This window comes from Kocuria sp. NBRC 114282, from assembly GCF_030268385.1.
GTDB classification, from domain to species: Bacteria; Actinomycetota; Actinomycetes; order Actinomycetales; family Micrococcaceae; genus Kocuria; species Kocuria palustris.
Map to the genome: position 1 here is coordinate 199,141 of NZ_BSQO01000003.1, position 24,940 is coordinate 224,080.

At 68.9% G+C, this 24,940-nt stretch carries 18 protein-coding genes; 12 read left to right on the plus strand and 6 right to left on the minus strand.

Going from position 1 to position 24,940, the window contains the following annotated elements:
• The first annotated feature begins 146 nt into the window (after positions 1 to 146).
• Together rpsA and QSJ40_RS07070 are read left to right on the plus strand one after the other, a co-directional pair.
• A complete protein-coding gene (rpsA, locus tag QSJ40_RS07065) occupies positions 147 to 1,643 on the plus strand; it encodes a 30S ribosomal protein S1 (RefSeq protein WP_006213207.1) in 1,497 nt (498 codons plus the stop codon).
• Positions 1,644 to 1,893: 250 nt separating this feature from the next.
• Positions 1,894 to 3,660, plus strand: coding sequence for a BCCT family transporter (locus tag QSJ40_RS07070; protein WP_053447361.1), 1,767 nt, complete (start codon positions 1,894 to 1,896; stop codon positions 3,658 to 3,660).
• 64 nt (positions 3,661 to 3,724) lie between these two features.
• Here the strand turns inward: QSJ40_RS07070 and QSJ40_RS07075 are convergent, their stop codons facing one another.
• Positions 3,725 to 4,423, minus strand: coding sequence for an IMPACT family protein (locus QSJ40_RS07075; RefSeq protein ID WP_280613504.1), 699 nt, complete (start codon positions 4,421 to 4,423; stop codon positions 3,725 to 3,727).
• 54 nt (positions 4,424 to 4,477) lie between these two features.
• On the opposite strand from QSJ40_RS07075, the gene coaE reads away from it, so the two are divergent.
• From coaE to QSJ40_RS07095, 4 genes are all read left to right on the plus strand, one after another.
• Complete coding sequence (coaE, locus tag QSJ40_RS07080; RefSeq protein WP_285729819.1) at positions 4,478 to 5,077, plus strand: dephospho-CoA kinase; 600 nt, start codon at positions 4,478 to 4,480, stop codon at positions 5,075 to 5,077.
• A gap of 203 nt (positions 5,078 to 5,280) precedes the next feature.
• Positions 5,281 to 7,059, plus strand: a complete 1,779-nt coding sequence (locus QSJ40_RS07085) for a BCCT family transporter (RefSeq protein ID WP_285729820.1) — start codon at positions 5,281 to 5,283, stop codon at positions 7,057 to 7,059.
• A 117-nt stretch (positions 7,060 to 7,176) separates the two neighbouring features.
• Entirely contained in the window at positions 7,177 to 9,300 is a 2,124-nt protein-coding gene (gene uvrB / locus QSJ40_RS07090) for an excinuclease ABC subunit UvrB (protein ID WP_006213202.1), read from the plus strand.
• 227 nt (positions 9,301 to 9,527) lie between these two features.
• On the plus strand, positions 9,528 to 10,844 hold the full coding sequence (locus tag QSJ40_RS07095; RefSeq protein WP_285729821.1) for a TerC family protein: 1,317 nt from the start codon (positions 9,528 to 9,530) through the stop codon (positions 10,842 to 10,844).
• 228 nt (positions 10,845 to 11,072) lie between these two features.
• Here the strand turns inward: QSJ40_RS07095 and QSJ40_RS07100 are convergent, their stop codons facing one another.
• The 5 genes from QSJ40_RS07100 to QSJ40_RS07120 form a co-directional block, all read right to left on the minus strand.
• Positions 11,073 to 11,639, minus strand: coding sequence for a hypothetical protein (locus tag QSJ40_RS07100; RefSeq protein WP_006213200.1), 567 nt, complete (start codon positions 11,637 to 11,639; stop codon positions 11,073 to 11,075).
• Complete coding sequence (locus QSJ40_RS07105; RefSeq protein ID WP_006213199.1) at positions 11,636 to 12,268, minus strand: hypothetical protein; 633 nt, start codon at positions 12,266 to 12,268, stop codon at positions 11,636 to 11,638. Before QSJ40_RS07105 ends, QSJ40_RS07100 begins: the two co-directional genes overlap by 4 nt.
• Before the next feature lie 57 nt (positions 12,269 to 12,325).
• Positions 12,326 to 14,935, minus strand: coding sequence for a DEAD/DEAH box helicase (locus QSJ40_RS07110; protein WP_285729822.1), 2,610 nt, complete (start codon positions 14,933 to 14,935; stop codon positions 12,326 to 12,328).
• 71 nt (positions 14,936 to 15,006) lie between these two features.
• Positions 15,007 to 15,621 (minus strand): flavin reductase family protein, encoded by a 615-nt coding sequence (locus QSJ40_RS07115; RefSeq protein ID WP_024290459.1) that lies wholly within the window; start codon positions 15,619 to 15,621, stop codon positions 15,007 to 15,009.
• A gap of 33 nt (positions 15,622 to 15,654) precedes the next feature.
• Positions 15,655 to 16,311, minus strand: coding sequence for an MBL fold metallo-hydrolase (locus QSJ40_RS07120; RefSeq protein ID WP_285729823.1), 657 nt, complete (start codon positions 16,309 to 16,311; stop codon positions 15,655 to 15,657).
• A 185-nt stretch (positions 16,312 to 16,496) separates the two neighbouring features.
• On the opposite strand from QSJ40_RS07120, the gene QSJ40_RS07125 reads away from it, so the two are divergent.
• The 6 genes from QSJ40_RS07125 (at position 16,497) to QSJ40_RS07150 (ending at position 24,788) form a co-directional block, all read left to right on the plus strand.
• The gene (locus QSJ40_RS07125; protein ID WP_006213195.1) at positions 16,497 to 16,916 is read left to right on the plus strand and encodes a hypothetical protein; all 420 of its coding nucleotides are present in this window, start codon (positions 16,497 to 16,499) and stop codon (positions 16,914 to 16,916) included.
• A 73-nt stretch (positions 16,917 to 16,989) separates the two neighbouring features.
• A complete protein-coding gene (gene uvrA, locus QSJ40_RS07130; protein WP_502875243.1) occupies positions 16,990 to 19,965 on the plus strand; it encodes an excinuclease ABC subunit UvrA in 2,976 nt (991 codons plus the stop codon).
• The gene (locus tag QSJ40_RS07135) at positions 19,962 to 20,687 is read left to right on the plus strand and encodes a lysophospholipid acyltransferase family protein (protein WP_206390175.1); all 726 of its coding nucleotides are present in this window, start codon (positions 19,962 to 19,964) and stop codon (positions 20,685 to 20,687) included. The genes uvrA and QSJ40_RS07135 overlap by 4 nt, the downstream gene beginning before the upstream one ends.
• Entirely contained in the window at positions 20,680 to 22,746 is a 2,067-nt protein-coding gene (gene uvrC, locus QSJ40_RS07140) for an excinuclease ABC subunit UvrC (RefSeq protein WP_053447370.1), read from the plus strand. Before QSJ40_RS07135 ends, uvrC begins: the two co-directional genes overlap by 8 nt.
• A gap of 44 nt (positions 22,747 to 22,790) precedes the next feature.
• On the plus strand, positions 22,791 to 23,711 hold the full coding sequence (gene rapZ, locus QSJ40_RS07145; RefSeq protein WP_006213191.1) for an RNase adapter RapZ: 921 nt from the start codon (positions 22,791 to 22,793) through the stop codon (positions 23,709 to 23,711).
• A gap of 45 nt (positions 23,712 to 23,756) precedes the next feature.
• Entirely contained in the window at positions 23,757 to 24,788 is a 1,032-nt protein-coding gene (locus QSJ40_RS07150; RefSeq protein ID WP_285729824.1) for a gluconeogenesis factor YvcK family protein, read from the plus strand.
• The last annotated feature ends 152 nt before the right edge of the window (positions 24,789 to 24,940 follow it).

Below are 24,940 nucleotides of genomic sequence, written 5' to 3' on the forward strand. Positions count from 1 at the left end.
CATGTTGAAGGCCGCAGACCGGGCGGCTAGACTTCCGTCGGTGCGTACTGCGCACTCGTACGAACTGCAAGCCATCGGCGCATGCGCTCCACAGGCGAGCAGCAGCCCGAACTGACCACCATCAATTCCATCGGAGTCCCTACTACATGACCACCACCACCCCGCAGGTTGCCGTCAACGACATCGGAACCGAGGAGGACTTCCTCGCCGCCGTCGATGCGACCATCAAGTACTTCAACGACGGCGACCTGGTGGAAGGCACCGTCGTCAAGGTCGATCGTGACGAGGTCCTCCTCGACATCGGCTACAAGACCGAGGGCGTCATCCCTTCTCGCGAGCTCTCGATCAAGCACGACATCAACCCCGACTCCGTCGTGGCCGTCGGCGATGAGATCGAGGCCCTGGTCCTCACCAAGGAGGACAAGGAAGGCCGCCTGATCCTCTCCAAGAAGCGCGCCCAGTACGAGCGCGCCTGGGGCGACATCGAGAAGATCAAGGAGGAGGACGGCGTCGTCAACGGCACCGTCATCGAGGTCGTCAAGGGCGGCCTCATCCTCGACATCGGTCTTCGCGGCTTCCTGCCCGCGTCGCTCGTCGAGATGCGTCGCGTCCGCGATCTGGCTCCGTACATCGGCCAGCAGCTCGAGGCCAAGATCATCGAGCTCGACAAGAACCGCAACAACGTCGTGCTCTCGCGTCGTGCGTGGCTCGAGCAGACCCAGTCCGAGGTCCGCTCCGACTTCCTCAACAAGCTCCAGAAGGGCCAGGTCCGCACGGGCCACGTGTCCTCGATCGTCAACTTCGGCGCCTTCGTCGATCTCGGCGGCGTCGATGGCCTGGTGCACGTCTCGGAGCTGTCCTGGAAGCACATCGATCACCCGGGCGAGGTCGTCGAGGTCGGCCAGGAGGTCAAGGTCGAGGTCCTGGACGTCGACATGGACCGCGAGCGCGTCTCGCTGTCGCTGAAGGCCACCCAGGAGGATCCCTGGCAGCTCTTCGCCCGCACCCACGCCCTGGGTCAGGTCGTGCCGGGCAAGGTCACCAAGCTCGTCCCCTTCGGCGCGTTCGTGCGCGTCGAGGACGGCATCGAGGGCCTGGTGCACATCTCCGAGCTGGCTCAGCGCCACGTGGACATGGCCGAGCAGGTCGTCTCCGTCGGCGAGGAGCTGTTCGTCAAGGTCATCGACATCGACCTGGACCGCCGCCGCATCTCGCTGTCGCTCAAGCAGGCCAACGAGGGCGTGGATCCGGACTCGACCGAGTTCGATCCGGCTCAGTACGGCATGGCCGCTGAGTACGACGAGCAGGGCAACTACAAGTACCCCGAGGGCTTCGATCCCGAGACCAACGAGTGGATCGAGGGCTTCGAGGAGCAGCGCGCGGCCTGGGAGCAGCAGTACGCCGAGGCTCAGGGCCGCTGGGAGGCTCACAAGGAGCAGGTGCGTCGTCACCTCAATGAGGATGCCGAGGCCGCCGTCGCCGGCGCCGGTGTCGCCACCTCGTCCTCCTCGTCGTCGAGCTCCTCGTCGTCCGCTTCGTCGGCTCCGTCCTCCTACTCGTCGGATGCTCCGGCGGAGGACGGCGGCACGCTGGCCTCGGACGAGGCTCTCGCCGCTCTGCGCGAGAAGCTCACCGGCAACTGATCACCTGCTGATCAGCGTCGCCGTCGGGCTCTGACCTGACGGACATCCACGAAGGCCCCCTTGCGATGCGCAAGGGGGCCTTCGCGCTGCCCGGGGGAGGCGGCAGGGAGCTGGGGACACGCGATTCGGCAGAGTGCTGAGCATTGCGAGGATCCCGATAGTGTGTTCCGGGCGCCAGACGGCCCCACCCGCTCATGCCGCGGACCGGCACGCGCAGCCCATCCTCTCCACACCACCGGGAGACCCCCTCATGCTCACCAGGCTCCACGACCGACTGGGGCTGCGGACCAGCCCGCAGATCTTCTTCTCGACCTCCGGCTTCGTGGTGGTCTTTGCGATCATCATGGTGGTCTTCCCCGACGGCGTCGCCGGTATCTTCGGCTCCCTGGCCGCGTGGATCACTGCGAACCTGGGCTGGTTCTACGTCACGGCGATCACCTGCATGCTGATCTTCGCCTTCTCCCTGGCGATGAGCCGTTACGGGCGGATCAAGCTGGGGGACGACGACGCCGAGCCCGAGTACTCCGGGCTGGCCTGGTTCGGGATGCTCTTCGCCGCCGGCGTGGGCGCTGTGCTCATGTTCTGGGGCGTGGCCGAGCCGGTGACGCACTACGCCGATCCGCCCATGTACGGGGTGGAGCCGCAGTCGGTGCAGGCCGCCTCCGATGCGCTGGGCATCGCGAACTTCCACTTCGGGCTGCACATGTGGGGGATCTTCATCGTTCCGGGACTGGCTTTCGCGTACTTCACGTACAAGCGCAAGCTGCCGCCGCGGGTCTCGTCGTCCTTCCAGCCGCTGCTCGGCGACGGCATCCACGGTCCGATCGGCAAGACCATCGACTCGGTGGCCGTGATCGCGACGATCTTCGGGCTGGCGGTGTCCATCGGTCAGGGCGCCATGCAGATCAACGGCGGCCTGGACGTCATGTACGGGATCCCCATGTCCGGGTGGCTGCAGGCGCTGATCGTCGCCGTGATCACCGCCGCGGCGCTGGTGTCGGTGGTCGCGGGCATGGACAAGGGCGTCAAGCGGCTGTCCTACGCCAACATCTTCCTGGCGATCGCGCTGCTGCTGTACCTGCTGATGTTCGGAGCGACCACCGAGGTCCTGAAGGGCACCGTCGAATCCGCGGGCCGCTACCTGGCCATGCTGCCCACGCTGTCGTTCTTCAACACGGCCTGGGGCGAGAGCGACTGGACCGGCACCTGGACGGTGTTCTACTTCGCGTGGACGGCCACCTGGGCCCCGTTCGTGGGCATGTTCATCGCCAAGATCTCGCGCGGACGCACGATCCGCGAGTTCGTGATCGCCGTGCTGATCATCCCGTCGCTGTTCGTGCTGTGCTGGATCGGCATCATGGGCGTCAACGCGTTCCGGATCCAGCGCGAGGGCGGCAACCTGGTGGAGACGATCGTCGATGAGGGCAACGTCCCGGCCTCGCTGTTCGAGTTCCTGGGCCACTTCCCCCTGCTGGAACTCACGGCTGTGGTGGCGCTCGTGCTGATCACGGTCTTCTTCATCACCTCCCTGGACTCCGGGGCGCTGGTGCTGGATGCCATGGCCTCCGGGCACGAGGACGAGGCGCCGGTGCGCCAGCGCGTGTTCTGGACCCTGGCGGTGGGCGCGATCTGCGTGTCGCTGCTGCTGGGGGCCGGCGAGGACGCGCTGGCGGCGCTGCAGGAGGTCATCAAGGTCATCGGGCTGCCGATCACGGCCATGATGTTCGTGCAGGCGCTGATGGTGATCCAGGCGGTGCGAGAGGACTTCGGCGGTGCCCGTCCCATTCGTACAAGGCAGTGGAAGCAGGTGCTCCCGCTGGAGGAGTACCACCGACGCTCCCAGGACGACGACGTGGACATGAGCGAGTACACGATGCGTCCTGACTTCGAGCCCGGCACCGAGCCGGAGTACGAGACGCACCAGCCCCGCACCTGGCGCACCGAGCGCGGGGCCACGGGTCAGCTGCCTGCCGTGCAGCCTGGTGATCTCCAGCGCTCGGCCCGCGATCAGGACTGAGCCCGGGGCAGCTGGCCACCCCGGGTTCGGTGACCATCGGACCGAGCCCACGGCGAGCGAGTCCTCAGGCCAGGTCGACCCACCCCGTCCCGCCGTCGTCGATCCTTCCCTGACCGGAGGTCACCTCGGATACGACGGCGCGCAGGTGCTCCACGGCGTCGTCCCTGTCCGGAACCCCCGTGTGCAGCACGGCCTCGGAGGCCCCGTAGTCGGTGTCGAGCACGGCGATGCCCGAAGCCCGCAGCTCGTTGTCGACCTTGCCCGCGAAGGCGGGGGAGACGGCGACGCTGAGGTGCCGACGACGCTCCCGCACCAGCGTAGGCGCCGAGTCCAGGGTCTCGGTCACGGCCTGCGAATAGGCGCGCACCAGACCACCGGCGCCCAGGAGGGTGCCGCCGAACCAGCGCACGACGACCGCGCAGACATCGGAGAGCTCTGGCTGCTCCTCGGCGCCGGCGTCGTGGGCTGCCTCTGGCGAAGAGGGGAACCGGTGCTGCGTCAGCGCCTCGAGCATGGGCGCCCCGGCCGTGCCGGAGGGCTCGCCGTCGTCGTTGGAGCGCTGGATCATCCGATCGGCCCCCAGCACGAAGGCGCTGCAGTGATGCCGGGCGTCGTGGTGGCGGCGACGCAGCTCTGCGATCAGCTCGCGCGCCTCGTCCTCGGACTGCACGCGCCGCAGCACGCACAGGAAGCGGGATCGCTTGATCTCGATCTCATGGCTGATCTCGCGGTGATGGGCCAGGACGGTGTAGCGCTGGGGCATGCGAACGATCCTAGAGCCCAGGAGGAGCCCGCCGACGGGCGCTAGCCTGGGCCCATGACGATGATCGGGCTCACGGGAGGCATCGCCTCCGGCAAATCCACGGCGGCCAGACGGCTTCAGGACCACGGCGCGGTGCTGATCGACGCGGATGCTGTCGTGCGGCAGCTGCAGGCGCCCGGAGGTGCCGCGATCGCACCCATGGTGGAGGCCTTCGGGCCGGGGATCCTGGACGACGCCGGCGCCCTGGACCGTCCCGCGCTGGGACGGCGGATCTTCTCCGATCCGCAGGCGCGCGAGCAGCTCAACGCGATCGTGCACCCCCTGGTGAGGGATCGCTCCCTCGAGCTCGTGGAGCAGGCCAGGGCGCAGAAGGGCACCGATGCGGTGATCGTGCGGGATATCCCCCTGCTCGTGGAGACCGGGCAGGCGGATCAGATGGACCTGGTCCTGGTGATCGAGGCCCCGCGCGCACAGCGCATCCGGCGCATGGTCGAGGACCGGGGGATGAGCCCGGAGGATGCCGCCGCGCGCATCGACGCCCAGGCCACCGACGAGCAGCGCCGCGAGGCCGCCGACGACGTCCTGGTCAATGACGGGACCGTGGCCGAGCTCGAGGCGGCCGTGGACGAATGGTGGCGGCGGCGGATCGTGTGACGCGGGCGGCCGACCAGGTCAGCTCGGCGTTTTCCTTCTCAGCTGGGGTCCGGACCCCAGGCCCCATATTGTGGAGGAGCGCCCGAGACGGCTAGAGCTCATGCCTCATCGCCCCTGGTGAGCAGGCACGGGCGGCCTCCGTGCTCGTCATCCACCACCTCGGCCGACGCAGTGGCGCATGCAGGACGGCCCCGGACCCTCCTATGCTCGACAGACTCCACGACGCTGCGCGTCTTCGCACCAATCCGATCATCTTCTTCTCCGCCGTGGCCATCGTGCTCGGCTTCGTCCTGTGCTCGCTGCTGTTCACCGAGACCATGAACGCGGTCTTCGTCACCGGAGCGGGCTGGGTCATGGAGAACCTGGGCTGGTTCTACATCCTCGGTGTCTCCGTCTTCCTCCTCTTCCTGATCTACGTGGGGATCAGCAGGTTCGGCGGACTCCGGCTGGGGACCCAGGACTCCCGTCCGGAGCATTCGACGCTGGCGTGGTTCGCCATGCTCTTCGCGGCAGGCATTGGCACGATCCTCATGTTCTGGGCGGTCGCCGAGCCGATCTCCCACTTCGCTGCACCGCCCTTCCGAGGAGTCGAGCCGGAATCCAAGGATGCTGCCCGCAGCGCCATGGCCATCACGCTGTACCACTTCGGTCTGCACACCTGGACGATCTTCGCCCTGCCTGCGCTGTGCTTCGGGTACTTCATGTACAAGCGCAACCTGCCGCCGCGAGTCTCCTCCATGTTCCAGCCCCTGCTCGGGGCCCGGATCCACGGCCCCATCGGCAAGCTGATCGACATCGTCGCGCTGGTGGGGACGCTGACGGGCGTGGCCGTGTCCATCGGCCTGGGCACGCTGCAGATCAACGCCGGACTGGCCAGCCTCTTCGGCATCTCCGAGTCCGCTCTCAGCCAGATCCTCATCATCGCCGCAGTGACCCTCGTGGCCTCGGTCTCCGTGGCACTGGGACTCGACCGAGGCATCAAGGTGCTGTCCAACACGAACATCCTGCTGGCGATCGGCCTGCTGGTCTTCGTCCTGGTCTCGGGCCCGACCGTGATGCTGCTGCGCGGCACCATCGAATGGTTCGGCGTGTACATGCAGGAGCTCCCGGGACTCATGTTCTGGAACGACACCCTCGACGACACCGGCTGGCAGAACGGCTGGACGGTCTTCTACTGGGCCTGGACGATCACCTGGTCGCCGTTCGTGGGCATCTTCATCGCTCAGATCTCCAAGGGGCGCTCCATCCGTCAGTTCATCGGCGGAGTCCTGGGGCTGCCCGTGCTGTTCTCCGTGATCTGGTTCGGGATCTTCGGCACGGCGGTGTTCGACATCGAGTTCAACCAGGGCGGTGGTCTCGTGGAGACGGTCGTGGGGGAGGGAGACATCCCCGGAGCCATCTTCGCCTTCCTGGGCCATTTCCCGCTCACGGAGGCGCTCTCGGTGCTGGCGATCGTGATCGTCACGCTGTTCTTCATCACGTCCATGGACTCGGCAGGACTCGTCATGGACAACATGGCGAGCGGGCATGACGACGCCGCACCGGCGCACCAGCGGGTGTGGTGGGTCGTGGCCATCGGCCTCGTGGCGGCCACGATCCTCGTCGGCGCCGGCAAGTCGGGTCTCAGCGCCCTGGAGAACGTCGCGATCCTCATCGGGCTGCCGTTCTTCGTGCTCGGCTACTTCCAGATGTGGTCGCTGCTGCGCGCCATGCGGGAGGACGCCGGGGAGGTGGCTCCGCTGAAGAGCCGCCGCTGGCGGCGCACGCTGCCGCCGGAGGAGTACGAGCGCCGTGCGCAGACCGGCGCGCTGGATCCGGAGTACGTGATCGCCCCAGATCACTACCACGGCACGGAGCCGGAGCACTCGCCCGAGCTCGAGCACCCGGAGCAGCCTGACGTTGTGCAGGACTACCGCCGCCGCACCGGCGAGCAGGACGTCGTCGACTCGGACGAGACAGCGGCGGCGGGCAGCCGCCGCTGAACGCCGTACCCGCGCCGACCGACCTTCGGGTGCCCCGACGTCGCCCTCCACAGCTGCGCTGTCCGCGCAGCTGTGGAGGGCTGCTGTGCTGTCGGTGCCTGGCCGTAGCCTGGACCCATGAGTCTGGCCCAGGAGATCCATCGCGTCGTCGCCCCGTTCGAGGTCATCTCGGAGTTCAAGCCCGCCGGCGACCAGCCCAAGGCCATCGCCGAGCTGACGCGGCGCGTGGAGGACGGGGAGAAGGACATCGTCCTGCTCGGCGCCACCGGCACCGGCAAGTCGGCCACGGCCGCCTGGCTGATCGAGTCGGTGCAGCGGCCCACGCTGCTCATGGTCCAGAACAAGACCCTGGCCGCCCAGCTGGCCAGCGAGCTGCGGGAGCTGCTGCCGAACAACGCGGTCGAGTACTTCGTCTCCTACTACGACTACTACCAGCCGGAGGCCTACGTCCCGCAGACGGACACCTTCATCGAGAAGGACTCCTCGATCAACGAGGAGGTCGAGCGGCTGCGGCACTCGGCCACGAACGCTCTGCTGACCCGTCGGGACGTCGTGGTGGTCTCCACCGTGTCCTGCATCTACGGCCTGGGCACCCCGGAGGAGTACATCCAGCAGATGGTCACCCTGCGGGTGGGGGACCAGCTCGATCGCGACGACCTGCTGCGCCAGTTCGTGAACATGCAGTACGCCCGCAACGACATGGACTTCCACCGCGGGACGTTTCGCGTGCGCGGGGACACGGTGGAGATCATCCCCATGTACGAGGAGCACGCGATCCGCATCGAGTTCTTCGGCGATGAGATCGAGGCCATCTACACCCTGCACCCCGTCACCGGCGAGATCATCCGAGATGAGCAGGAGATGTACGTCTTCCCGGCCTCGCACTACGTCGCCGGAGCCGAGCGCATGTCCCGTGCCATCGGCCAGATCGAGGACGAGCTGCGGGATCGGCTGGAGGAGCTCGAGTCCCAGAACAAGCTCGTCGAGGCCCAGCGGCTGCGCATGCGCACCACGTACGACCTCGAGATGATGGAGCAGATGGGCTACTGCAACGGGATCGAGAACTACTCCCGCCACATCGACGGCCGCGCCCCCGGCTCCGCCCCGCACTGCCTGCTGGACTACTTCCCGGACGACTTCATGCTCATCGTGGACGAGTCCCACGTGACGATCCCGCAGATCGGCGGCATGTACGAAGGCGACATGTCCCGCAAGCGCACGCTCGTGGACCATGGCTTCCGCCTGCCCTCGGCGCTGGACAACCGCCCCCTGACCTGGGACGAGTTCCTGGAGAGGATCGGGCAGACGGTCTACATGTCCGCCACGCCCGGACCGTACGAGCTCGGTCAGGCGGACGGCTACGTCGAGCAGATCATCCGCCCCACCGGCCTGGTCGACCCGGAGATCGTGGTCAAGCCCACCAAGGGCCAGATCGACGACCTCATGGACGAGATCACCGCCCGCACCGAACGCGACGAGCGCGTGCTGGTCACCACGCTGACCAAGCGCATGGCCGAGGACCTCACCGACTACCTGCTCGAGCACGGCGTCAAGGTCCAATACCTCCACTCGGACGTGGACACCCTGCGCCGGGTGGAGCTGCTCTCCGAGCTGCGGCAGGGCGTGTTCGACGTCCTGGTCGGCATCAACCTGCTGCGCGAGGGCCTGGACCTTCCGGAGGTCTCGCTGGTGGCCATCCTGGACGCGGACAAGGAGGGCTTCCTGCGCTCCACCACCTCGCTGATCCAGACCATCGGCCGTGCCGCGCGAAACATCGACGGCCAGGTGCACATGTACGCGGACAAGATCACCGACTCCATGCGCACCGCCATCGATGAGACCAATCGCCGCCGCGACGTCCAGATCGCGTACAACAAGGAGCACGGGATCGACCCCACTCCGCTGCGCAAGCGGATCGGGGACATCACCGAGCAGCTGGCCCGCGAGTCGGAGGACACCCACGAGCTGCTGGCCGCGCGTGCCGGGGCCAGCGGCAAGCTGGCGCCCACCAAGGGCAGGCGGGACGAGCGCACCAAGGAGGCGGATGCCGAGGCCGCCAAGCTGCGCGAGTCGCGCTCGGACGTCCCGGCGGACAGCCTCGAGGACCTGGCCCAGCAGCTCACGGAGCAGATGAACCAGGCGGCCATGGACCTCAAGTTCGAGCTCGCCGCGCGCATCCGCGACGAGCTGCACGACGTCAAGCGGGAGATCCGCCACGTCCGCGAGGCCAGCGGATCCTGAGCACTGCTTGAGCGGCACAGCCGGATCGCAAGAGTTGCCTGTGTAAGATGCAGGTCAGCGTAGGGGAGTATCCGATCGCACTGTGCACGTCAGCACGCGGGGCGCCTAACCCCCGCCGGGTGCAGTGATCGGGCCGCCGTCGTTCAGCGCGCACAGCGCGATGAACTGGTCGGGCCGATGGAGAGACTTGCGTTTCCGCCCCGATCTGCCATCGAGAGGACCTCCCCATGGATGTCTCACCCCTCGTCTGGGGGCTGACCATCGCCGTGATCATCGGCATGCTCGCCTTCGACTACTTCTTCCACGTGCGCAAGGCGCACGAGCCGCACATCAGGGAAGCCGCCATCTGGTCGGCGATCTACGTGGGAGTCGCACTGATCTTCGGCCTGTTCGTACTGATCGAATGGGGCGGGGTCTACGCCACCGAGTACTACGCCGGCTACATCACGGAGAAGGCGCTGTCGGTCGACAACCTCTTCGTCTTCCTGATCATCATGGCCTCCTTCAAGGTGCCGCGCGCTGATCAGCAGAAGGTTCTGCTCTTCGGCATCACCTTCGCCCTGGTGGCCCGCACCGCGTTCATCTTCATCGGCGCCGCGGCCATCAACCAGCTGGCCTGGCTGTTCTACATCTTCGGCGCCTTCCTCGTCTTCACGGCCATCGGACTCATCCGGGGCGAGCTGTCCGGCGAGGACGACGACGAGGCGGACAACTTCATCGTCCGCACCGCCAAGAAGTACATGCACACCACCGACTACTACGACGGCGACAAGCTGTTCACCTACGAGAACGGCAAGCGGGCCATGACCCCCATGCTGCTCGTGATGGTGTGCATCGGCGGCACGGACATCCTGTTCGCCTTCGACTCGATCCCTGCCATCTTCGGCCTCACCCAGGAGACCTACCTGGTCTTCACCGCCGTCGCGTTCTCGCTGATGGGCCTGCGCCAGCTCTACTTCCTGATCGACGGCATGCTCGATCGCCTCATCTACCTCTCCTGGGGCCTGGCGGTCATCCTGGGCTTCATCGGCTACAAGCTGATCGTCCACGCCCTCCACGAGAACGATCTGCCGTTCATCAACGGCGGCGAGGCCGTGCACTTCCCGCCGGAGGTCACCATCGGCCAGTCGCTGTCCGTGATCGTCGGCGTCCTGCTCGTAACCGTCGTGGCCTCCTTGCTCAGCCCCAAGGGCCGCGCCCTGCGCGTGGTCGACGGCCTGCGCCGCGTGTCCAAGGAGTACATCGCCCTGCCGAAGGACGCCTCGGACGAGCAGCGCCAGAAGCTGGCCGCCAAGGGCGCCGCCCTGGTCGAGAAGATGCCGTCCATCAAGGACAAGCACCGCGACGAGCTCATCGACGACCACAGCGCCTACCAGGACCTCGTGGAGCGCGCCCGCGGCGCCCACCAGGAGTACGAGCGGACCGGCGAGGCGCCCAAGCCGGTGACCGTCCCCAAGGACACCGACGCCGTCCCCGGCACGTCGTCAGACAACGGCTCGGATACCGCCGCGAACGGCACCGGCAGCACAGCCGCTGATCAGTGACCGCCTGACCCGATGATCGGCGCCGCTGATCATCGGCCGCAGTGCCTGAGCGAAGACCCCGCCGCCCCTTCTGGGGCGGCGGGGTCTTTCGCCTGTCCGCTCGAGCAGGCTCGTGGATCCGAAGCACCCGGCTCGGCGAGCGCGATGCTCGACGTCCTGGAGCTCGATGCTCGTCAGGCGCGCGGCAGCAGGATCTGGAAGGGCTCGACCCTGCTGACGGGGCTGCACTCAGCCGACGGGGGAGACCAGCAGCACGAGACCGGCCGTGCCGGCGGCCCAGAGCAGCGAGGCGAGGGTGCCGATGATGAACTGCTCGCGCTGGCTCGGCGAGGTGAACTCCCCGTAGCGGGCCAGGCCCTTGATCGCCACGACCACGGCGATGCCGGTCGCGTAGCCGCTGATCACGCACACGCTCACGGCGATGCGCTCGAGCACGCCGATCACGAGGCCTCCGCGCAACGGCGGGGCGTCCTGCTCCTCCTGCTCGGAGGGCTCCGGCTGCGGTGCGCTGAGCACCGGGTCCGCGCGCAGCTGCTCCAGGTGCTCCAGCCGGGCGCGCTCGGCGGTCTCCGTGTCCCGGGCGATCTCCAGCACGAGCCGCACCGCCGGATCGCCCAGCAGAGCACCGGCGACCGTCAGAGCGGGGGCCGACCACCACAGGGGGACTCCCTCGAGCAGCCACCAGAGGAGAGTCACAGCGAGCACGACCCCCGGCAGCCACACGGTCAGCGCCCCGCGCAGGCCTGTGAGCGATCCGGAGGTGAAGCGGGGCTCGGGGGAAGCCGCGGAGGTCATGAGACCAGCTTGGCCTCTGCGTCCATGCCGCGCTCATGGGCCCGGCCCAGCAGATCCACAAGGACGGTGCGCGCCTCGGACTCCTCGTACCAGAGGGCGGTGCGCAGTCGTCGGGAGACGGAGGACTGATCGATGCCCAGCACCTGAGAGATCTGCTCCTGCGTCATGCCCTGATCCGCGTACCGGGACGCCTCACGGGCGGCGTCCGTGCGGCGCTGGCGCATGACCGACAGCAGCGCCAGCAGGGCGTCGGCGTCGCGAGCCGCACGAGCACCGGGGCGCAGCGCGCGCACCGCGGTGCGGCTGGTCAGCTTCTTGGCAGCTTCGACGGCGTCGCGGGCCAGGACCAGGCACGGCCCGGTCGCCTCGGCCACCGTCTCCGGCAGCGGCGTCTCCACCGGCCCCAGGCCGATCCCCACGTGCCAGCGGCCGGTCTCGGCCAGCTCCAGGGCGGCGGTCACCACTGTCTGCGGATCCTCGAACAGGGCCTGCAGCTCGTCGCCGGCGGAGATGCTCCAGGGGAGCACCGCCTCCGGATGCCGCTGGTTGAGCCGATCGCGCGCGCCCGCCATGTCCAGCTCGGCCCCCTCCGAGCGCGAGCGGCGACGATCGACCGTCAGTGCGTACATGATGTCCCCCTATGCGGATCTGAACGCATCATAGACCACTATGGTGCTGCAAGCGCATTATCTGCCGGTCTCGGTGATGGGGCCCACGTTGTCGACGCGCACCACGGGGAATCCGTCCTCGTCCGAGGCCGCCAGGTCGATCCTGGCGTTGATCCCGAAGTCGTGGTGGCCGTCGGGGTCGTCGAAGACCTGCTGGACGCTCCAGAAGCCGTCCAGGCCGTCGGGCCTCTCGTCGATGCGGATTAGTGCGGGACCGCGGGACTGGGCATCGGTGTAGATGTCCTGGTACTCGCCGAAGTAGGCGTCCATGGCCTCCGCCCAGCGCTCCCGGTCCCAGCCGGACTCGCCGTCGAGGGCGCCCAGGACCTTCTCCTTCTCGTCGGCGAACAGCTCCACGCGCTGGAACAGCGCATTGCGCACCATGACCCGGAAGGCCCGAGGATTGCGGGTGATCGCGGGGGCCTGCTCCTCGAGCAGCTCCTCGACCGAGTCCTGCGGGGTGCCGGCGGGGGAGCCGCCCTCGGTGAGCTTCTCCCACTCGTCGAGCAGGGAGTTGTCCGTCTGGCGGATGGTCTCGCCGAGCCACTCGACGAGGTCGTCGAACGGCTCGGTGCGCAGGTCCTGGGGCACGGTCTGGCGCAGCGCGCGGTAGGCGTCTGAGAGGTAGCGCAGCAGGATGCCCTCGGAGCGGGCCAGCCCGTAGTGCTGGACGTAGTCCCCGAAGGTCATGGCGCGCTCGAACATGTCGCGGACGACCGACTTGGGCGTCAGCTCGTGCTGGGCGACCCAGGGGGCGGAGGTGCGGTAGGTCTCGAACGCGTCCTCGAGCATCTCTCGCAGCGGCATGGGCCAGGTGATCTCGTCGAGCTCGCGCATCCGCTCGTTGTACTCGAGGCCCTCGGCCTTCATGGTGGCCAGGGCCTCGGTCTTGGCCTTCTTCTCCTGCATGATCAGCACCTGGCGCGGACGGTCCAGGGTGGCCTCGATGACGGAGACGATGTCCAGCGTGTACTCCGGCGCCTCCGGATCCAGCAGGGTGAGCGCGGCCAGGGCGAACGGCGAGAGCGGGCTGTTGAGGGCGAAGTTCTCCTGCAGGTCGATGGTGAGACGGTAGCGGCTGCCGTGCTCATCCGGCTCGGGCAGCTTCTCGACGACCTCGGTGGCCAGCAGCTCGCGCAGGATCGACAGGGCGTCGCGGACCATCTGGCGGCGCTCCGGTGCCGGGGCGTCCGTGTGGGCGATCAGATGGGCGGTCGCCCGGACGGGGTCTCCAGGGCGCTGCAGCAGGTTCAGCAGCATGGCGTGCGTGATGTGGAACGACGCCCGCAGCGGCTCGGGCTGGGCCTCGATGAGGGTCTCGAAGGTCTTGCGCGACCACGCCACGAAGCCCTGCGGGGGCTTCTTGCGCGGGATCTGACGCAGCTTCTTCTCGTCGTCCCCATGCTTGCGTCGCGCCTTCTCCAGCGCCCTCTTGTTCTCGATGTCGTGCTCGGGAGCCTGCACCACGACGGTGCCCTGGGTGTCGAATCCCGCACGCCCTGCGCGGCCTGCGATCTGGTGGAACTCGCGCGCATTGAGCCTCCGGGTGCGGTTGCCGTCGAACTTGGACAGCGCGGTGATCAGCACGGTGCGGATGGGGACGTTGATGCCCACCCCCAGGGTGTCGGTGCCGCAGATGACCTTGAGCAGACCGCGCTGGGCCAGCTGCTCCACGAGCCGCCGGTACTTGGGCAGCATCCCCGCGTGATGGACGCCGATCCCGTGGCGCACGAGCCGGTTCAGGGTCTTGCCGAAGCCGGCCGCGAAGCGGAAGCCTGCGATCATCTCGGCGACCTGCTCCTTCTCCTCCTTGGACAGCACGTTGACGCTCATCAGCGCCTGTGCCTGGTCCATGACCTGCAGCTGGGAGAAGTGGACCACGTAGACGGGCGCCTGGTGCGTGCTCACCAGCTCGTCGATCTGCTCGTGGACCGGGACCTCCGAGTAGTAGTAGCTCAGCGGGACCGGGCGCTCGGCATCGTCGACGACGGCGGTGTCCCGACCGGTGAGCTCACGCATCCGGTCATCGAACCGGGTGACGTCGCCCAGGGTGGCGGACATCAGCAGGAACTGGGCCTGCGGCAGCTCGATCAGCGGCACCTGCCAGGCCCAGCCGCGCTGCGGGTCGGCGTAGAAGTGGAACTCGTCCATGACGACGGGCCCGAGGTCGGCGTCCGTGCCCTCGCGCAGCGCGATGTTGGCCAGGATCTCCGCCGTGCAGCACACGATCGGCGCGTCCGCGTTGACCGCGGAGTCGCCGGTGACCATGCCGACGTTCTCCGCCCCGAAGGCCTGGCACAGCGCGAAGAACTTCTCCGACACGAGCGCCTTGAGCGGGGCGGTGTAATACGAGCGCTGTCCCCGGGCCATGGCCGCGAAGTGCGCGCCCATGGCCACGAGCGACTTCCCGGATCCGGTGGGCGTGGCCAGGATGACGTTGGCGCCGCCTGCGAACTCGAGCACGGACTCGTCCTGATGCGGGTAGAGCTCGATCCCGGCCTCGGCGGCCCAGCCGTGGAACCCCTCGTAGATCTCGTCCGAGCTCAGAGGGTTGCGCGCGAAGTCACCGCGCAGATATCGGGAGCCGGCGGCGGCGAGGGCGGGGGAGAGGGCGCTCAGCAGTGTCATCGTGGGCCAAGCCTAGCCAGGCCCGACGACAGCGCAGCACCGCCGCAGCCCGGTGCCCGCCGGTGCAGCACTCAGGCCTGCTGCGGCCGGTCCATCGCGTGGATGGTCCCCAGCTGCGCCCATTCGTTGCGCCCCAGGCGGCTCATGGGATCGAGCAGCCGAGCATCGGGCAGGGTCCGGCCGCGGTCGTCGGTGCGCAGGACCGACTCGTCCACGCTCACGTGCAGGACGCGTCCCAGGACCACGAAGCTGTCCCCGACCGGGATGACCTGCTCGCACCGGCACTCCAGGACGGCGGGGGAGCCGGCGACCGCCGGGGCCGAGACGAGCTGGGAGGGCAGAGCGGGGATGCGCGCGGCGTCGAACTCGCTGATCTCGGGCGCGTAGGGCGCTGAGGTCTGGTTCGCGGCCTCGCGCTGGGCGGCGCTGATGAGCGAGATCGTGAACTCGCCGGTCTGCTCGATCGCCCGCAGGGTGTCCTTGCGCCCGCTCGAGGTGAACAGCACGATCGGCGGATCCTCGGAGGCCATCGTGAAGAACGAGTGCGGAGCGAGGTTGTCCGTGCCGTCGGCGTCGCGGGTGCCGACCCAGGCGATCGGCCGCGGGATCAACAGGGACTTGACCAGCAGCGTCGTCTCGCGAGCGCCGAGCTCATCCGGGTCGAAGGACCTGCGCTGGATCTCCATCTCAGCGGGCGGAGGCTGTGGACGGGCTGCGGCTCACCAGCCGCGCTCGCGCCACTCGTCCAGCGACGGGCGCTCCTGGCCCAGCGTGGTGGATTCGCCGTGGCCGGGGTGGATCACGGTGTCGTCGTCGAACCGGTCGAAGATCCGCTCGACGACTGACGTGTAGGCCTGCTGGAAGGCCTCCGGCGAGTTCGTCTTGCCGACGCCGCCCTGGAAGAGGGCGTCACCGGTGAAGATGCGCACCGGGCCCTGGGGGTCGCGGTAGACCAGGCCGATGGAGCCGGGGGTGTGACCCGGCAGGCCGATGACCTCCAGGTCGAAGCCCTCGAACTCGGCGACGTCTCCGTCATCGAGCGTCAGGTCCATCTCGACGGCGATGTCGTCCTCGTCGTCGGTGCCGCAGGCCGTGACGGCCTCGGAGCGGGACTTGACCTCCTCGAGCGCCCCGATGTGATCGTGGTGGGAGTGCGTGGTGATGATCATCTGCAGGCTGCCCGACAGCGAGCAGTCCGTGGAGCCGGCGCCCACGAGCCCGGCGATGGCGCGAGCATCGGCCGCAGCGTCGATCAGCACCTGGGAGCCGTGCTCCTTGGAGGTGAGCAGGTACACGTTGTTCTGCATCTCGCCGACTACGATGCGGCGGACGGTGATCTCCGCCAGCTCGATGGCGGCGGTCTCGGTGACGTTCATGGCGCCCACTGTAGAGATTCTTCCGGCCCGCGGCACCCCGGCGTGGCACGTGACAGCACTGATGTGAGGCCCCTCTCACCCCTCGGCTGCGGAGACGTGCCACGGGTCCGACCCCGATACCCTGGCCGCGGGCGCTGCCGCGCTCGAGACCGACCAGGCCGTCCGCCGACCCCCAGGAGCCCGCCGTGCCTCAGATCCTCCCGCCCGCCGACGAGGTCTGGGAGACGCGTCGTCCGCCGCGGCTGATCGTCCTGAGCCTCGCCTCGCTGCTCAGCTTCCTGGCCATGATCTACGTGCAGAGCCACGACGCCGAGATCGTCGAGGCCTCCTCCCTGCCCGAGGTCCAGGGGACCGAGCCGGGCCCCTCGCTGACCACAGCCCTGGGCCTGACGATCCTCTACGTCGTGCCGCTGCTGATCTGGCTGTGGGGCCAGCACTGGATGCTGCACGTCATGGCGGTGCTGTGCTTCCTGGGGCTGGTGGTCTTCGCGCTGTCGGCGGCCACGGGCCTGCTGTGGAGCTTCGGGGTCGCGCTGCCGGCGATCATCGGGATCTTCGTGAACGTGGGCTGGCTGCTGGTGGCCTACCGGCGCGGCCTTCACTGAGTCGCCTGGCGGGGCCTTCGCGGTGGGCTGATCCGTGCCTGCGGTGTCGGCTCCTGCCGATACCATTCCGGACGTGTCCGAACGAACTCTCACCCCCAGCCAGCACGCTCCTGAGAGCCCCCGCAGCACCGCGCCCGGAGCCGACCTGAAGGAGATCGTGATCCGCGGCGCCCGCGAGCACAATCTCAAGGACGTCGACCTCACCATCCCCCGCAACTCCATGGTCGTGTTTACCGGCCTGTCCGGGTCCGGGAAGTCGTCCCTGGCGTTCGACACCATCTTCGCGGAAGGCCAGCGCCGCTACGTCGAGTCGCTGTCCTCCTACGCCCGCATGTTCCTGGGGCGGGTGGACAAGCCGGACGTCGACTTCATCGAGGGCCTGTCTCCGGCGGTGTCGATCGACCAGAAGTCGACCTCGCGCAATCCCCGCTCCACGGTCGGCACGATCACCGAGATCTACGACTACATGCGACTGCTCTGGGCGCGCGTGGGCCACCCCCACTGCCCGCAGTGCGGAGAGCCGATCACGCGACAGACCCCGCAGCAGATCGTGGACCGCGTCATGCAGCTGCCGGAGCGCACCCGCTTCCAGGTGCTGGCCCCCGTCGTCCGCCGTCGCAAGGGCGAGTTCGAGGACCTGCTGTCCTCCCTGACCACGTCCGGCTACTCGCGCGCCGTGATCGACGGCGAGCAGATCTCGCTGGACGATCCGCCCAAGCTCAAGAAGCAGATCAAGCACGACATCGAGGTCGTCGTCGACCGCCTGGTCATCAAGGAGGGCGCCGAGCGCCGCCTCACCGACTCCGTCGAGACCGCGCTGGGGCTGGCCGACGGCCGCGTCGTCATCGAGATCGTCACCCGCGAGGGGGAGGAGCTGCCGGAGGGCGTGGAGCGTCGGCACACGTTCTCGGAGCACCTGGCCTGCCCCAATGACCACCCCATCGGGGCCGCGGAGATCGAGCCCCGGTCGTTCTCGTTCAACGCTCCGTTCGGCGCGTGCCCGGAGTGCGACGGCATCGGCTCGCGCCTGGAGGCGGACGAGACCCTGGTCGTGCCGGACGAGGACCTCACGCTGGTCGAGGGCGCCATCCAGCCGTGGTCGCAGGGCAAGGCCCACAGCGACTACTGGAACCGCCTCATGGCGGGACTGGGCGAGGAGATGGGCTTCGATCTCGTCACTCCGTGGAAGGACCTGCCCAGGGCGGCGCGCAAGGCGCTGCTCGAGGGCAAGGACTTCAAGGTCACCGTCTCCTACAAGAACCGCTGGGGCCGCGAGCGCCGCTACACCCAGGGCTTCGAGGGCGTCTACGGCTACATCCGCCGCAAGCGGGAGGAGACCGAGTCGGACTCGGCCAAGGAGCGCTACGAGCAGTACATGCGCGTCGTGCCCTGCCCGGCTTGCGACGGCAAGCGGCTGAACCCCACCATGCTCAGCGTGACCGTGGGCGGGCTGTCCATCGCCGATGCCACGCGCCTGCCCATGCGCGAGGCCCTCGAGTTCTTCCAGTCGCTGGATCTCTCCACCCGGGAGGCGCAGATCGGCGACCAGGTGCTCAAGGAGATCCACGCCAGGCTGAACTTCCTGCTGGACGTCGGACTGGACTACCTGGACCTCGAGCGCCCGGCCGCCACGCTCTCGGGCGGCGAGGCCCAGCGCATCCGCCTGGCCACGCAGATCGGCGCTGGGCTGGTCGGCGTGCTCTACGTCCTGGACGAGCCGTCCATCGGCCTGCACCAGCGCGACAACAGGCGCCTGATCCAGACCCTGATCAAGCTGCGGGACATGGGCAACACGCTGATCGTCGTCGAGCACGACGAGGACACCATCCGGGAGGCCGACTGGATCGTCGACGTCGGCCCGGGCGCCGGCGAGCGCGGCGGCAGGATCGTGCACACCGGCGGCTATGACGAGCTGCTCGAGAACCGCGAGTCGATCACCGCCGACTACCTGGCCGGTCGCCGGGAGATCGCGGTGCCCGCTCAGCGCCGGCCGATCGACCGGAAGCGCATGCTCAAGGTCATCGACGCCAAGGAGAACAACCTGCGCGGGGTGGACGTCGAGTTCCCGCTGGGCGTGCTGACCGCGGTGACGGGCGTGTCCGGATCGGGCAAGTCCTCCCTGGTCAACGACATCCTCTACACCCGCCTGGCCAATGAGCTCAACGGCGCCAAGCAGGTCCCCGGGCGGCACAAGCGCATCGAGGGCATGGACCAGCTCAAGAAGATCGTGCACGTGGACCAGTCGCCGATCGGACGGACCCCGCGCTCCAACCCGGCCACCTACTCCGGTGTGTTCGACCGGATCCGCAAGCTGTTCGCGGACACCCAGGAGGCCAAGATCCGCGGCTATCAGCCGGGCAGGTTCTCGTTCAACATCAAGGGCGGGCGCTGCGAGGCCTGCGCCGGCGACGGCACCCTGAAGATCGAGATGAACTTCCTGCCGGACGTCTACGTCCCGTGCGAGGTCTGCAAGGGCGCCCGCTTCAACCGCGAGACCCTCGAGGTCCAGTACAAGGGCAAGAACATCGCGGAGGTCCTGGACATGCCGATCGAGGAGGCCGCCGAGTTCTTCTCCGCCTACACCGCGATCGCCCGGCACCTGAACACCCTCGTGGATGTGGGGCTTGGCTACGTCCGACTGGGCCAGCCGGCCACCACGCTCTCCGGCGGCGAGGCCCAGCGCGTCAAGCTCGCCGCGGAGCTGCAGCGCCAGTCCCGGGGCCAGACCATCTACGTGCTGGACGAGCCCACCACCGGACTGCACTTCGAGGACATCTCCAAGCTGCTGCAGGTCCTGCATGCCCTGGTCGACAAGGGCAACACCGTCATGGTGATCGAGCACAACCTCGACGTCATCAAGACCGCGGACTGGGTCGTGGACATGGGCCCCACGGGCGGCTCGGGCGGCGGCACGGTCGTGGCCCAGGGCACCCCGGAGGACGTCGCCGCGTCGCCGGACAGTTTCACGGGCGAGTTCCTGCGGGAGATCCTGGACGGCGCCGTCATCGAGGGCCAGGCCGAGGCCGTCGGGGCGGGGGCCGCACGATGAGCGCGCTGGACAGGCTGCGTGCGGTCCCCTCGCAGATCGGGCTCTACCGCACCACGCAGCGCGCCGTGGCCGCCGCCTTCATGGTCCTGTGCCGCGCGCAGATCCGCGGCAAGGAGAACTTCCCGGCCGAGGGGCCGGTGATCGTGGCCTCGAACCACCGCGCGCTGATCGACAGCATCATCCTCTCCGCGATCTTCCCGCGACGGGTCTCCTTCATCGCCAAGGCCTCGCCGCTGAACACGCCGGGGATCCGCGGCTGGGCCATGCGCCAGGTCTACGAGCTGCTGGGCATCATCCCGGTGGACCGCTCGTCGCGTCGCGATGCGGCGGCCGCCATGGATCCGGCGATCGAGCTGCTCGAGGCCGGGGGAGTCTTCGGCGTCTTCCCGGAGGGCACCCGCTCCCGCGACGGACGCCTCTACCGCGGCCGCACCGGTGTGGCGCACGCCGCGCTGAGCACGGGGGCTCCGATCCTCCCCGTCGCCCTGGAGGGCACGCAGGACGTCCAGCCGCTGGGGACCACGTGGCCGCGCCCGCGCCGGTTCACCGTGAGCCTGGGCGAGCTGATCGAGGTCCCGCGCGCCGAGGGCCGCCAGACCGGCAGGCAGCGCCGTGAGCTGACCGACCGGGTCATGGAGGCGATCGGGCAGCTGTCGGGCCAGGAGCGCGCGGAGACCTTCAACACCTCCACGACCTTGGAGGGGGATGCCCGGCGTGGCTGATCCGGCCTCCTACCGCCCCCAGCGATCCGAGATACCGCAGGACCCCGGCGTCTACCGCTTCCGCGACGAGACCGGGCGCGTCATCTACGTCGGCAAGGCCAAGAACCTGCGCAACCGGCTGTGGTCCTACTTCGCCCCGCCGTCCACGCTGGCCCCCAAGACCCGAGCCATGGTCACCACGGCCGCCGGCGTGGAGTGGGTCGTGGTCGGCTCGGAGATGGAGTCCCTGCAGCTCGAGTACACCTGGATCAAGCAGTTCCGCCCGCGCTTCAACATCGCCTACCGGGACGACAAGTCCTACCCCTACCTGGCCATCACGCTGGGGGAGGAGGTGCCCCGGGCCATGGTGACCCGAGGCGCCAAGCAGAAGGGCACCCGCTACTTCGGCCCCTACTCCCAGGCCTGGGCCATCCGCGAGACCCTCGACGCCTTGCTGCGCGTCTTCCCGGTGCGCTCCTGCTCCAAGGGCGTCTACCGCCGCGCCGAGCGCTCGGGGCGGCCCTGCCTGCTGGGCTACATCGGCAAGTGCTCGGCACCCTGCGTGGGGCAGATCTCGGTCGAGGACCACCGTGACCTGGTCGATGACCTCTGCCGGTTCATGGCCGGGCACGCCGAGCCGTTCATCCGCGAGCAGGAGCGGCTCATGAAGCAGGCGGCGGCGCAGATGGACTTCGAGACCGCGGCGGCCCGCCGCGACGACGTCGAGGCCCTGCGCAAGGCCTTCGAGCGCAATGCCGTCGTGCTCTCCGACGCCGTCGACGCCGACTTCTTCGCTCTGGCCGACGACGAGCTCGAGGCCGCCGTCCAGGTCTTCCACGTGCGCGGCGGACGCATCCGGGGCCAGCGCGGCTGGGTGACCGAGAAGGTGGAGGAGACCGATGCCGGGCACCTGCTGCAGGTGCTGCTGCAGCAGGTCTACGGCGAGACCGAGTCCGCCGCCGTCGAGCAGCGCGAGGTCCAGCGCGCCCGCGAGGCCGCGGAGGGCAGCCACCACCGTCCGCGCAGCGCCGAGATGGACTACCGAGAGGACGCCGTCCCGCGCACCGTGCTGGTCTCCCAGGAGCCCGAGGACCGCGAGCAGATGGAGCAGTGGCTCACCGAGCTGCGCGGTTCCCGGGTCTCCGTGTCCACGCCGCAGCGCGGCGAGAAGGCCCAGCTCATGCAGACGGTTCAGGAGAACGCGCGGCAGGCCCTCGCCCTGCACAAGTCGCGGCGCGCCGGGGACATCACCACCCGCTCCGCCTCCTTGCAGCAGCTGCAGGAGGCCCTGGATCTGCCCGATGCCCCCATGCGCATCGAGTGCTATGACATCTCCCACGTGCAGGGGAGCAACGTCGTGGCCTCCATGGTCGTCTTCGAGGACGGACTGCCCCGGAAGGCCGAGTACCGGAAGTTCTCCATCACGGGAGAGGCAGCCCGCGATGACACCGCCTCCATGTACGACGTCATCCACCGGCGCTTCCGCCGCCACCTCGAGCAGCAGCAGGAGCAGCAGGCCCCGCGCACCGGAGAGCTCGACCAGGAGGACCTGGCCGATGACCCCGCCCAGCGCAGGCGCTTCGCCTACCCGCCGAACCTCGTGATCGTCGACGGCGGCCCGCCCCAGGTCGCCGCGGCCGCCCGAGCCCTGGAAGATCTGGGCATTGACGATGTCGCCGTCGTCGGGCTGGCCAAGAGGCTCGAGGAGGTCTGGGTCCCGGACGACGAGTTCCCCGTGATCCTGCCGCGCGCCTCCGAGGCCCTGTACCTGGTCCAGCGCGTGCGCGACGAGGCCCACCGCTTCGCCATCACGTTCCACCGCGCCAAGCGCGGCAAGGCCATGACGGCCTCCGTGCTGGACGACCTCCCGGGCGTGGGCCCCGCCAAGCAGAAGGCCCTGCTCAAGCACTTCGGCTCCGTCAAGAAGATCAAGGAGGCCCGCGTCGAGCAGCTCGAGGAGGTCCCCGGCTTCGGCAGTGCCCTGGCGCTGAAGGTCTTCGCTGGGCTGCACGCCGAGCAGGACGGCTCCGAGGAGCCGCTGCCGGCCGTCGACATGGACACCGGCGAGATCCTCGACTGAGACCCCCGCGCGTCGGGATAGGCTCTGGAGCCAGGAGGCAGAACATGACGGAGAACACCCACTCGACCCCGGGCCAGGATCAGGCGCGCCCGGAGCGTCCGCGCACGGCCGAGCTGCTCGTGGTCACCGGTCTGTCCGGGGCGGGGCGCTCCACGGCGGCGAACGCCCTGGAGGACCAGGGCTGGTACGTCGTCGACAATCTGCCGCCGCAGATGCTGCAGACACTGGCGGATGTGGTCTCCCGCTCGCCGGAGGCCATCCCGCGCCTGGCGGTCGTGATCGACGTCCGCGGCAAGGCCCTGTTCGACGACATGCAGGACACGCTCTCGGCGCTGGAGGCCAACGGGGTCGAATTCTCGATCCTGTTCCTCGAGGCTTCGGACGAGGTGCTGGTCGCTCGCTACGAGCACCAGCGCCGTCCTCATCCGCTGCAGGCCGGAGGCCGGATCCTGGACGGCATCGCAGCCGAGCGCCGGCTGCTCTCGGCGCTGCGCGAATCCGCCGACGTCGTGCTGGACACGTCGTCGTTCAACGTCCACGGCCTGTCGAAGGCGGTCGCGGATCTGTACTCCACGAACGGCCCCGTGGTCCTGCGCCTGACCGTCATGAGCTTCGGCTTCAAGTACGGCGTGCCCGCCGACGCCAACTACGTCGCCGACGTCCGCTTCATCCCGAATCCCCACTGGGTGCCGGCCCTGCGCCCGCGCACCGGACGGGACAAGGAGGTGCGCGACTACGTCTTCCAGGGCGACGGCGCCCGCACGTTCGTGGAGCGCTTCACCTCCATGCTGGAGCCGGTCTTCGAGGGCTACCGCACGGAGAACAAGCACTACGCGACCATCGCGATCGGCTGCACCGGCGGCAAGCACCGCTCGGTGGCCATGACCGAGGAGGTCGCCAAGCGGCTGTCCAAGCTGCCGCGCGTCGTCGTGAACGTCGAGCATCGGGACGTGGGCCGCGAGTAGGCCGCGGCCCCGACCCACGACCGCCACGATCACCTGGACCGCACCATGACCGAGAACCGACTGTCCGACGCCCCTCCGCAGGGACGCTCGCCGCAGAGCCCCCGCCAGGGCGGCGCAGCGCCGCGACCGCGGCGCCAGAGCGGCCGCTCCGTCGTCGCCCTGGGAGGCGGCCACGGCCTGTCCGCCTCGCTGTCGGCGCTGCGCCTGCTGACCAAGCGGCTCACCGCCGTGGTCACCGTCGCCGACGACGGCGGCTCCTCAGGTCGGCTCCGCCAGGAGCTGGACGTCCTTCCCCCCGGCGACCTCCGAATGGCGCTGTCGGCGCTGTGTGATGACTCCGACTGGGGGATGACCTGGCGCGACGTCATGCAGCACCGCTTCGACTCCGGGCCGGAGCGGCTGAGCTCGCTCGACGGCCACGCGCTGGGCAACCTGCTGATCGTGACCCTGTGGGAGCTGCTCGGCGATCCCGTCGAGGGCCTGCGCTGGGCCGGCGCCCTGCTGGAGGCCGAGGGCACCGTGCTGCCCATGTCGCTGACTCCGCTGGTCATCGAGGGCGAGGTCCCGGATGACACCGCCCCCGACGGTCTGCGCACCGTCACCGGCCAGGTGGATCTGGCGCGCGAGCCGTACATCCGCGACGTCCGGCTCCTGCCGGTCGACGCCGAGCCGTGCCTGCAGGCCCTGAGCGCGATCGAGTCGGCCGACTGCGTGATCCTGGGCCCGGGCTCGTGGCACACCTCGGTGCTGCCGCACCTGCTCATGCCGGAGATGCGCCAGGCGATCCGCGACACCGAGGGCATGAAGTTCGTGACCATGAACCTGTCCCGGGATTCGGAGACGCAGGGCAAGACGAGCGCACAGGAGCTCGAGATCCTGCGCCACTACGCCCCGGACGTCGGGATCGACGCCGTCGTGGCCGATCCGAGCTCCGTGGAGGACCGCGAGGCCCTGGAGCGGGCGGCGGCGCGGATGGGCGCGATCGTGCACTTCGCCGATCTGCGCCGGGCTGAGGGGTTGCCGATCCACTCGCCGCTGAAGCTGGCGGCGGCGTATCAGGAGGTCATGGAGCGCTGAGCCGCTGCCGCGACCGCCCTGGTCGCACCGGGAACGATGCACCGTCGAATGGGCGGTGAGCAGGGGCTGCCGCTATGGTGTCCCGGTGCCTCCCACGCGCTTCGGGCTGACGCGCGCCGGAGCACCCCCACAGCTTCTGCACCGAAAGGAAT

What these genes read in the sequence shown, in the direction of transcription:
- QSJ40_RS07085 (WP_285729820.1), top strand. Translation starts at nt 5,281, where the DNA reads ATGCTCGACAGACTCCACGACGCTGCGCGTCTTCGCACCAATCCGATC.
- QSJ40_RS07075 (WP_280613504.1), bottom strand. Translation starts at nt 4,423, where the DNA reads ATGCCCCAGCGCTACACCGTCCTGGCCCATCACCGCGAGATCAGCCAT.
- QSJ40_RS07120 (WP_285729823.1), bottom strand. Translation starts at nt 16,311, where the DNA reads ATGAACGTCACCGAGACCGCCGCCATCGAGCTGGCGGAGATCACCGTC.
- uvrB (WP_006213202.1), top strand. Translation starts at nt 7,177, where the DNA reads ATGAGTCTGGCCCAGGAGATCCATCGCGTCGTCGCCCCGTTCGAGGTC.
- rapZ (WP_006213191.1), top strand. Translation starts at nt 22,791, where the DNA reads ATGACGGAGAACACCCACTCGACCCCGGGCCAGGATCAGGCGCGCCCG.
- QSJ40_RS07070 (WP_053447361.1), top strand. Translation starts at nt 1,894, where the DNA reads ATGCTCACCAGGCTCCACGACCGACTGGGGCTGCGGACCAGCCCGCAG.
- QSJ40_RS07135 (WP_206390175.1), top strand. Translation starts at nt 19,962, where the DNA reads ATGAGCGCGCTGGACAGGCTGCGTGCGGTCCCCTCGCAGATCGGGCTC.
- QSJ40_RS07105 (WP_006213199.1), bottom strand. Translation starts at nt 12,268, where the DNA reads ATGTACGCACTGACGGTCGATCGTCGCCGCTCGCGCTCGGAGGGGGCC.
- QSJ40_RS07100 (WP_006213200.1), bottom strand. Translation starts at nt 11,639, where the DNA reads ATGACCTCCGCGGCTTCCCCCGAGCCCCGCTTCACCTCCGGATCGCTC.
- QSJ40_RS07110 (WP_285729822.1), bottom strand. Translation starts at nt 14,935, where the DNA reads ATGACACTGCTGAGCGCCCTCTCCCCCGCCCTCGCCGCCGCCGGCTCC.
- QSJ40_RS07150 (WP_285729824.1), top strand. Translation starts at nt 23,757, where the DNA reads ATGACCGAGAACCGACTGTCCGACGCCCCTCCGCAGGGACGCTCGCCG.
- QSJ40_RS07095 (WP_285729821.1), top strand. Translation starts at nt 9,528, where the DNA reads ATGGATGTCTCACCCCTCGTCTGGGGGCTGACCATCGCCGTGATCATC.
- rpsA (WP_006213207.1), top strand. Translation starts at nt 147, where the DNA reads ATGACCACCACCACCCCGCAGGTTGCCGTCAACGACATCGGAACCGAG.
- coaE (WP_285729819.1), top strand. Translation starts at nt 4,478, where the DNA reads ATGACGATGATCGGGCTCACGGGAGGCATCGCCTCCGGCAAATCCACG.
- QSJ40_RS07115 (WP_024290459.1), bottom strand. Translation starts at nt 15,621, where the DNA reads ATGGAGATCCAGCGCAGGTCCTTCGACCCGGATGAGCTCGGCGCTCGC.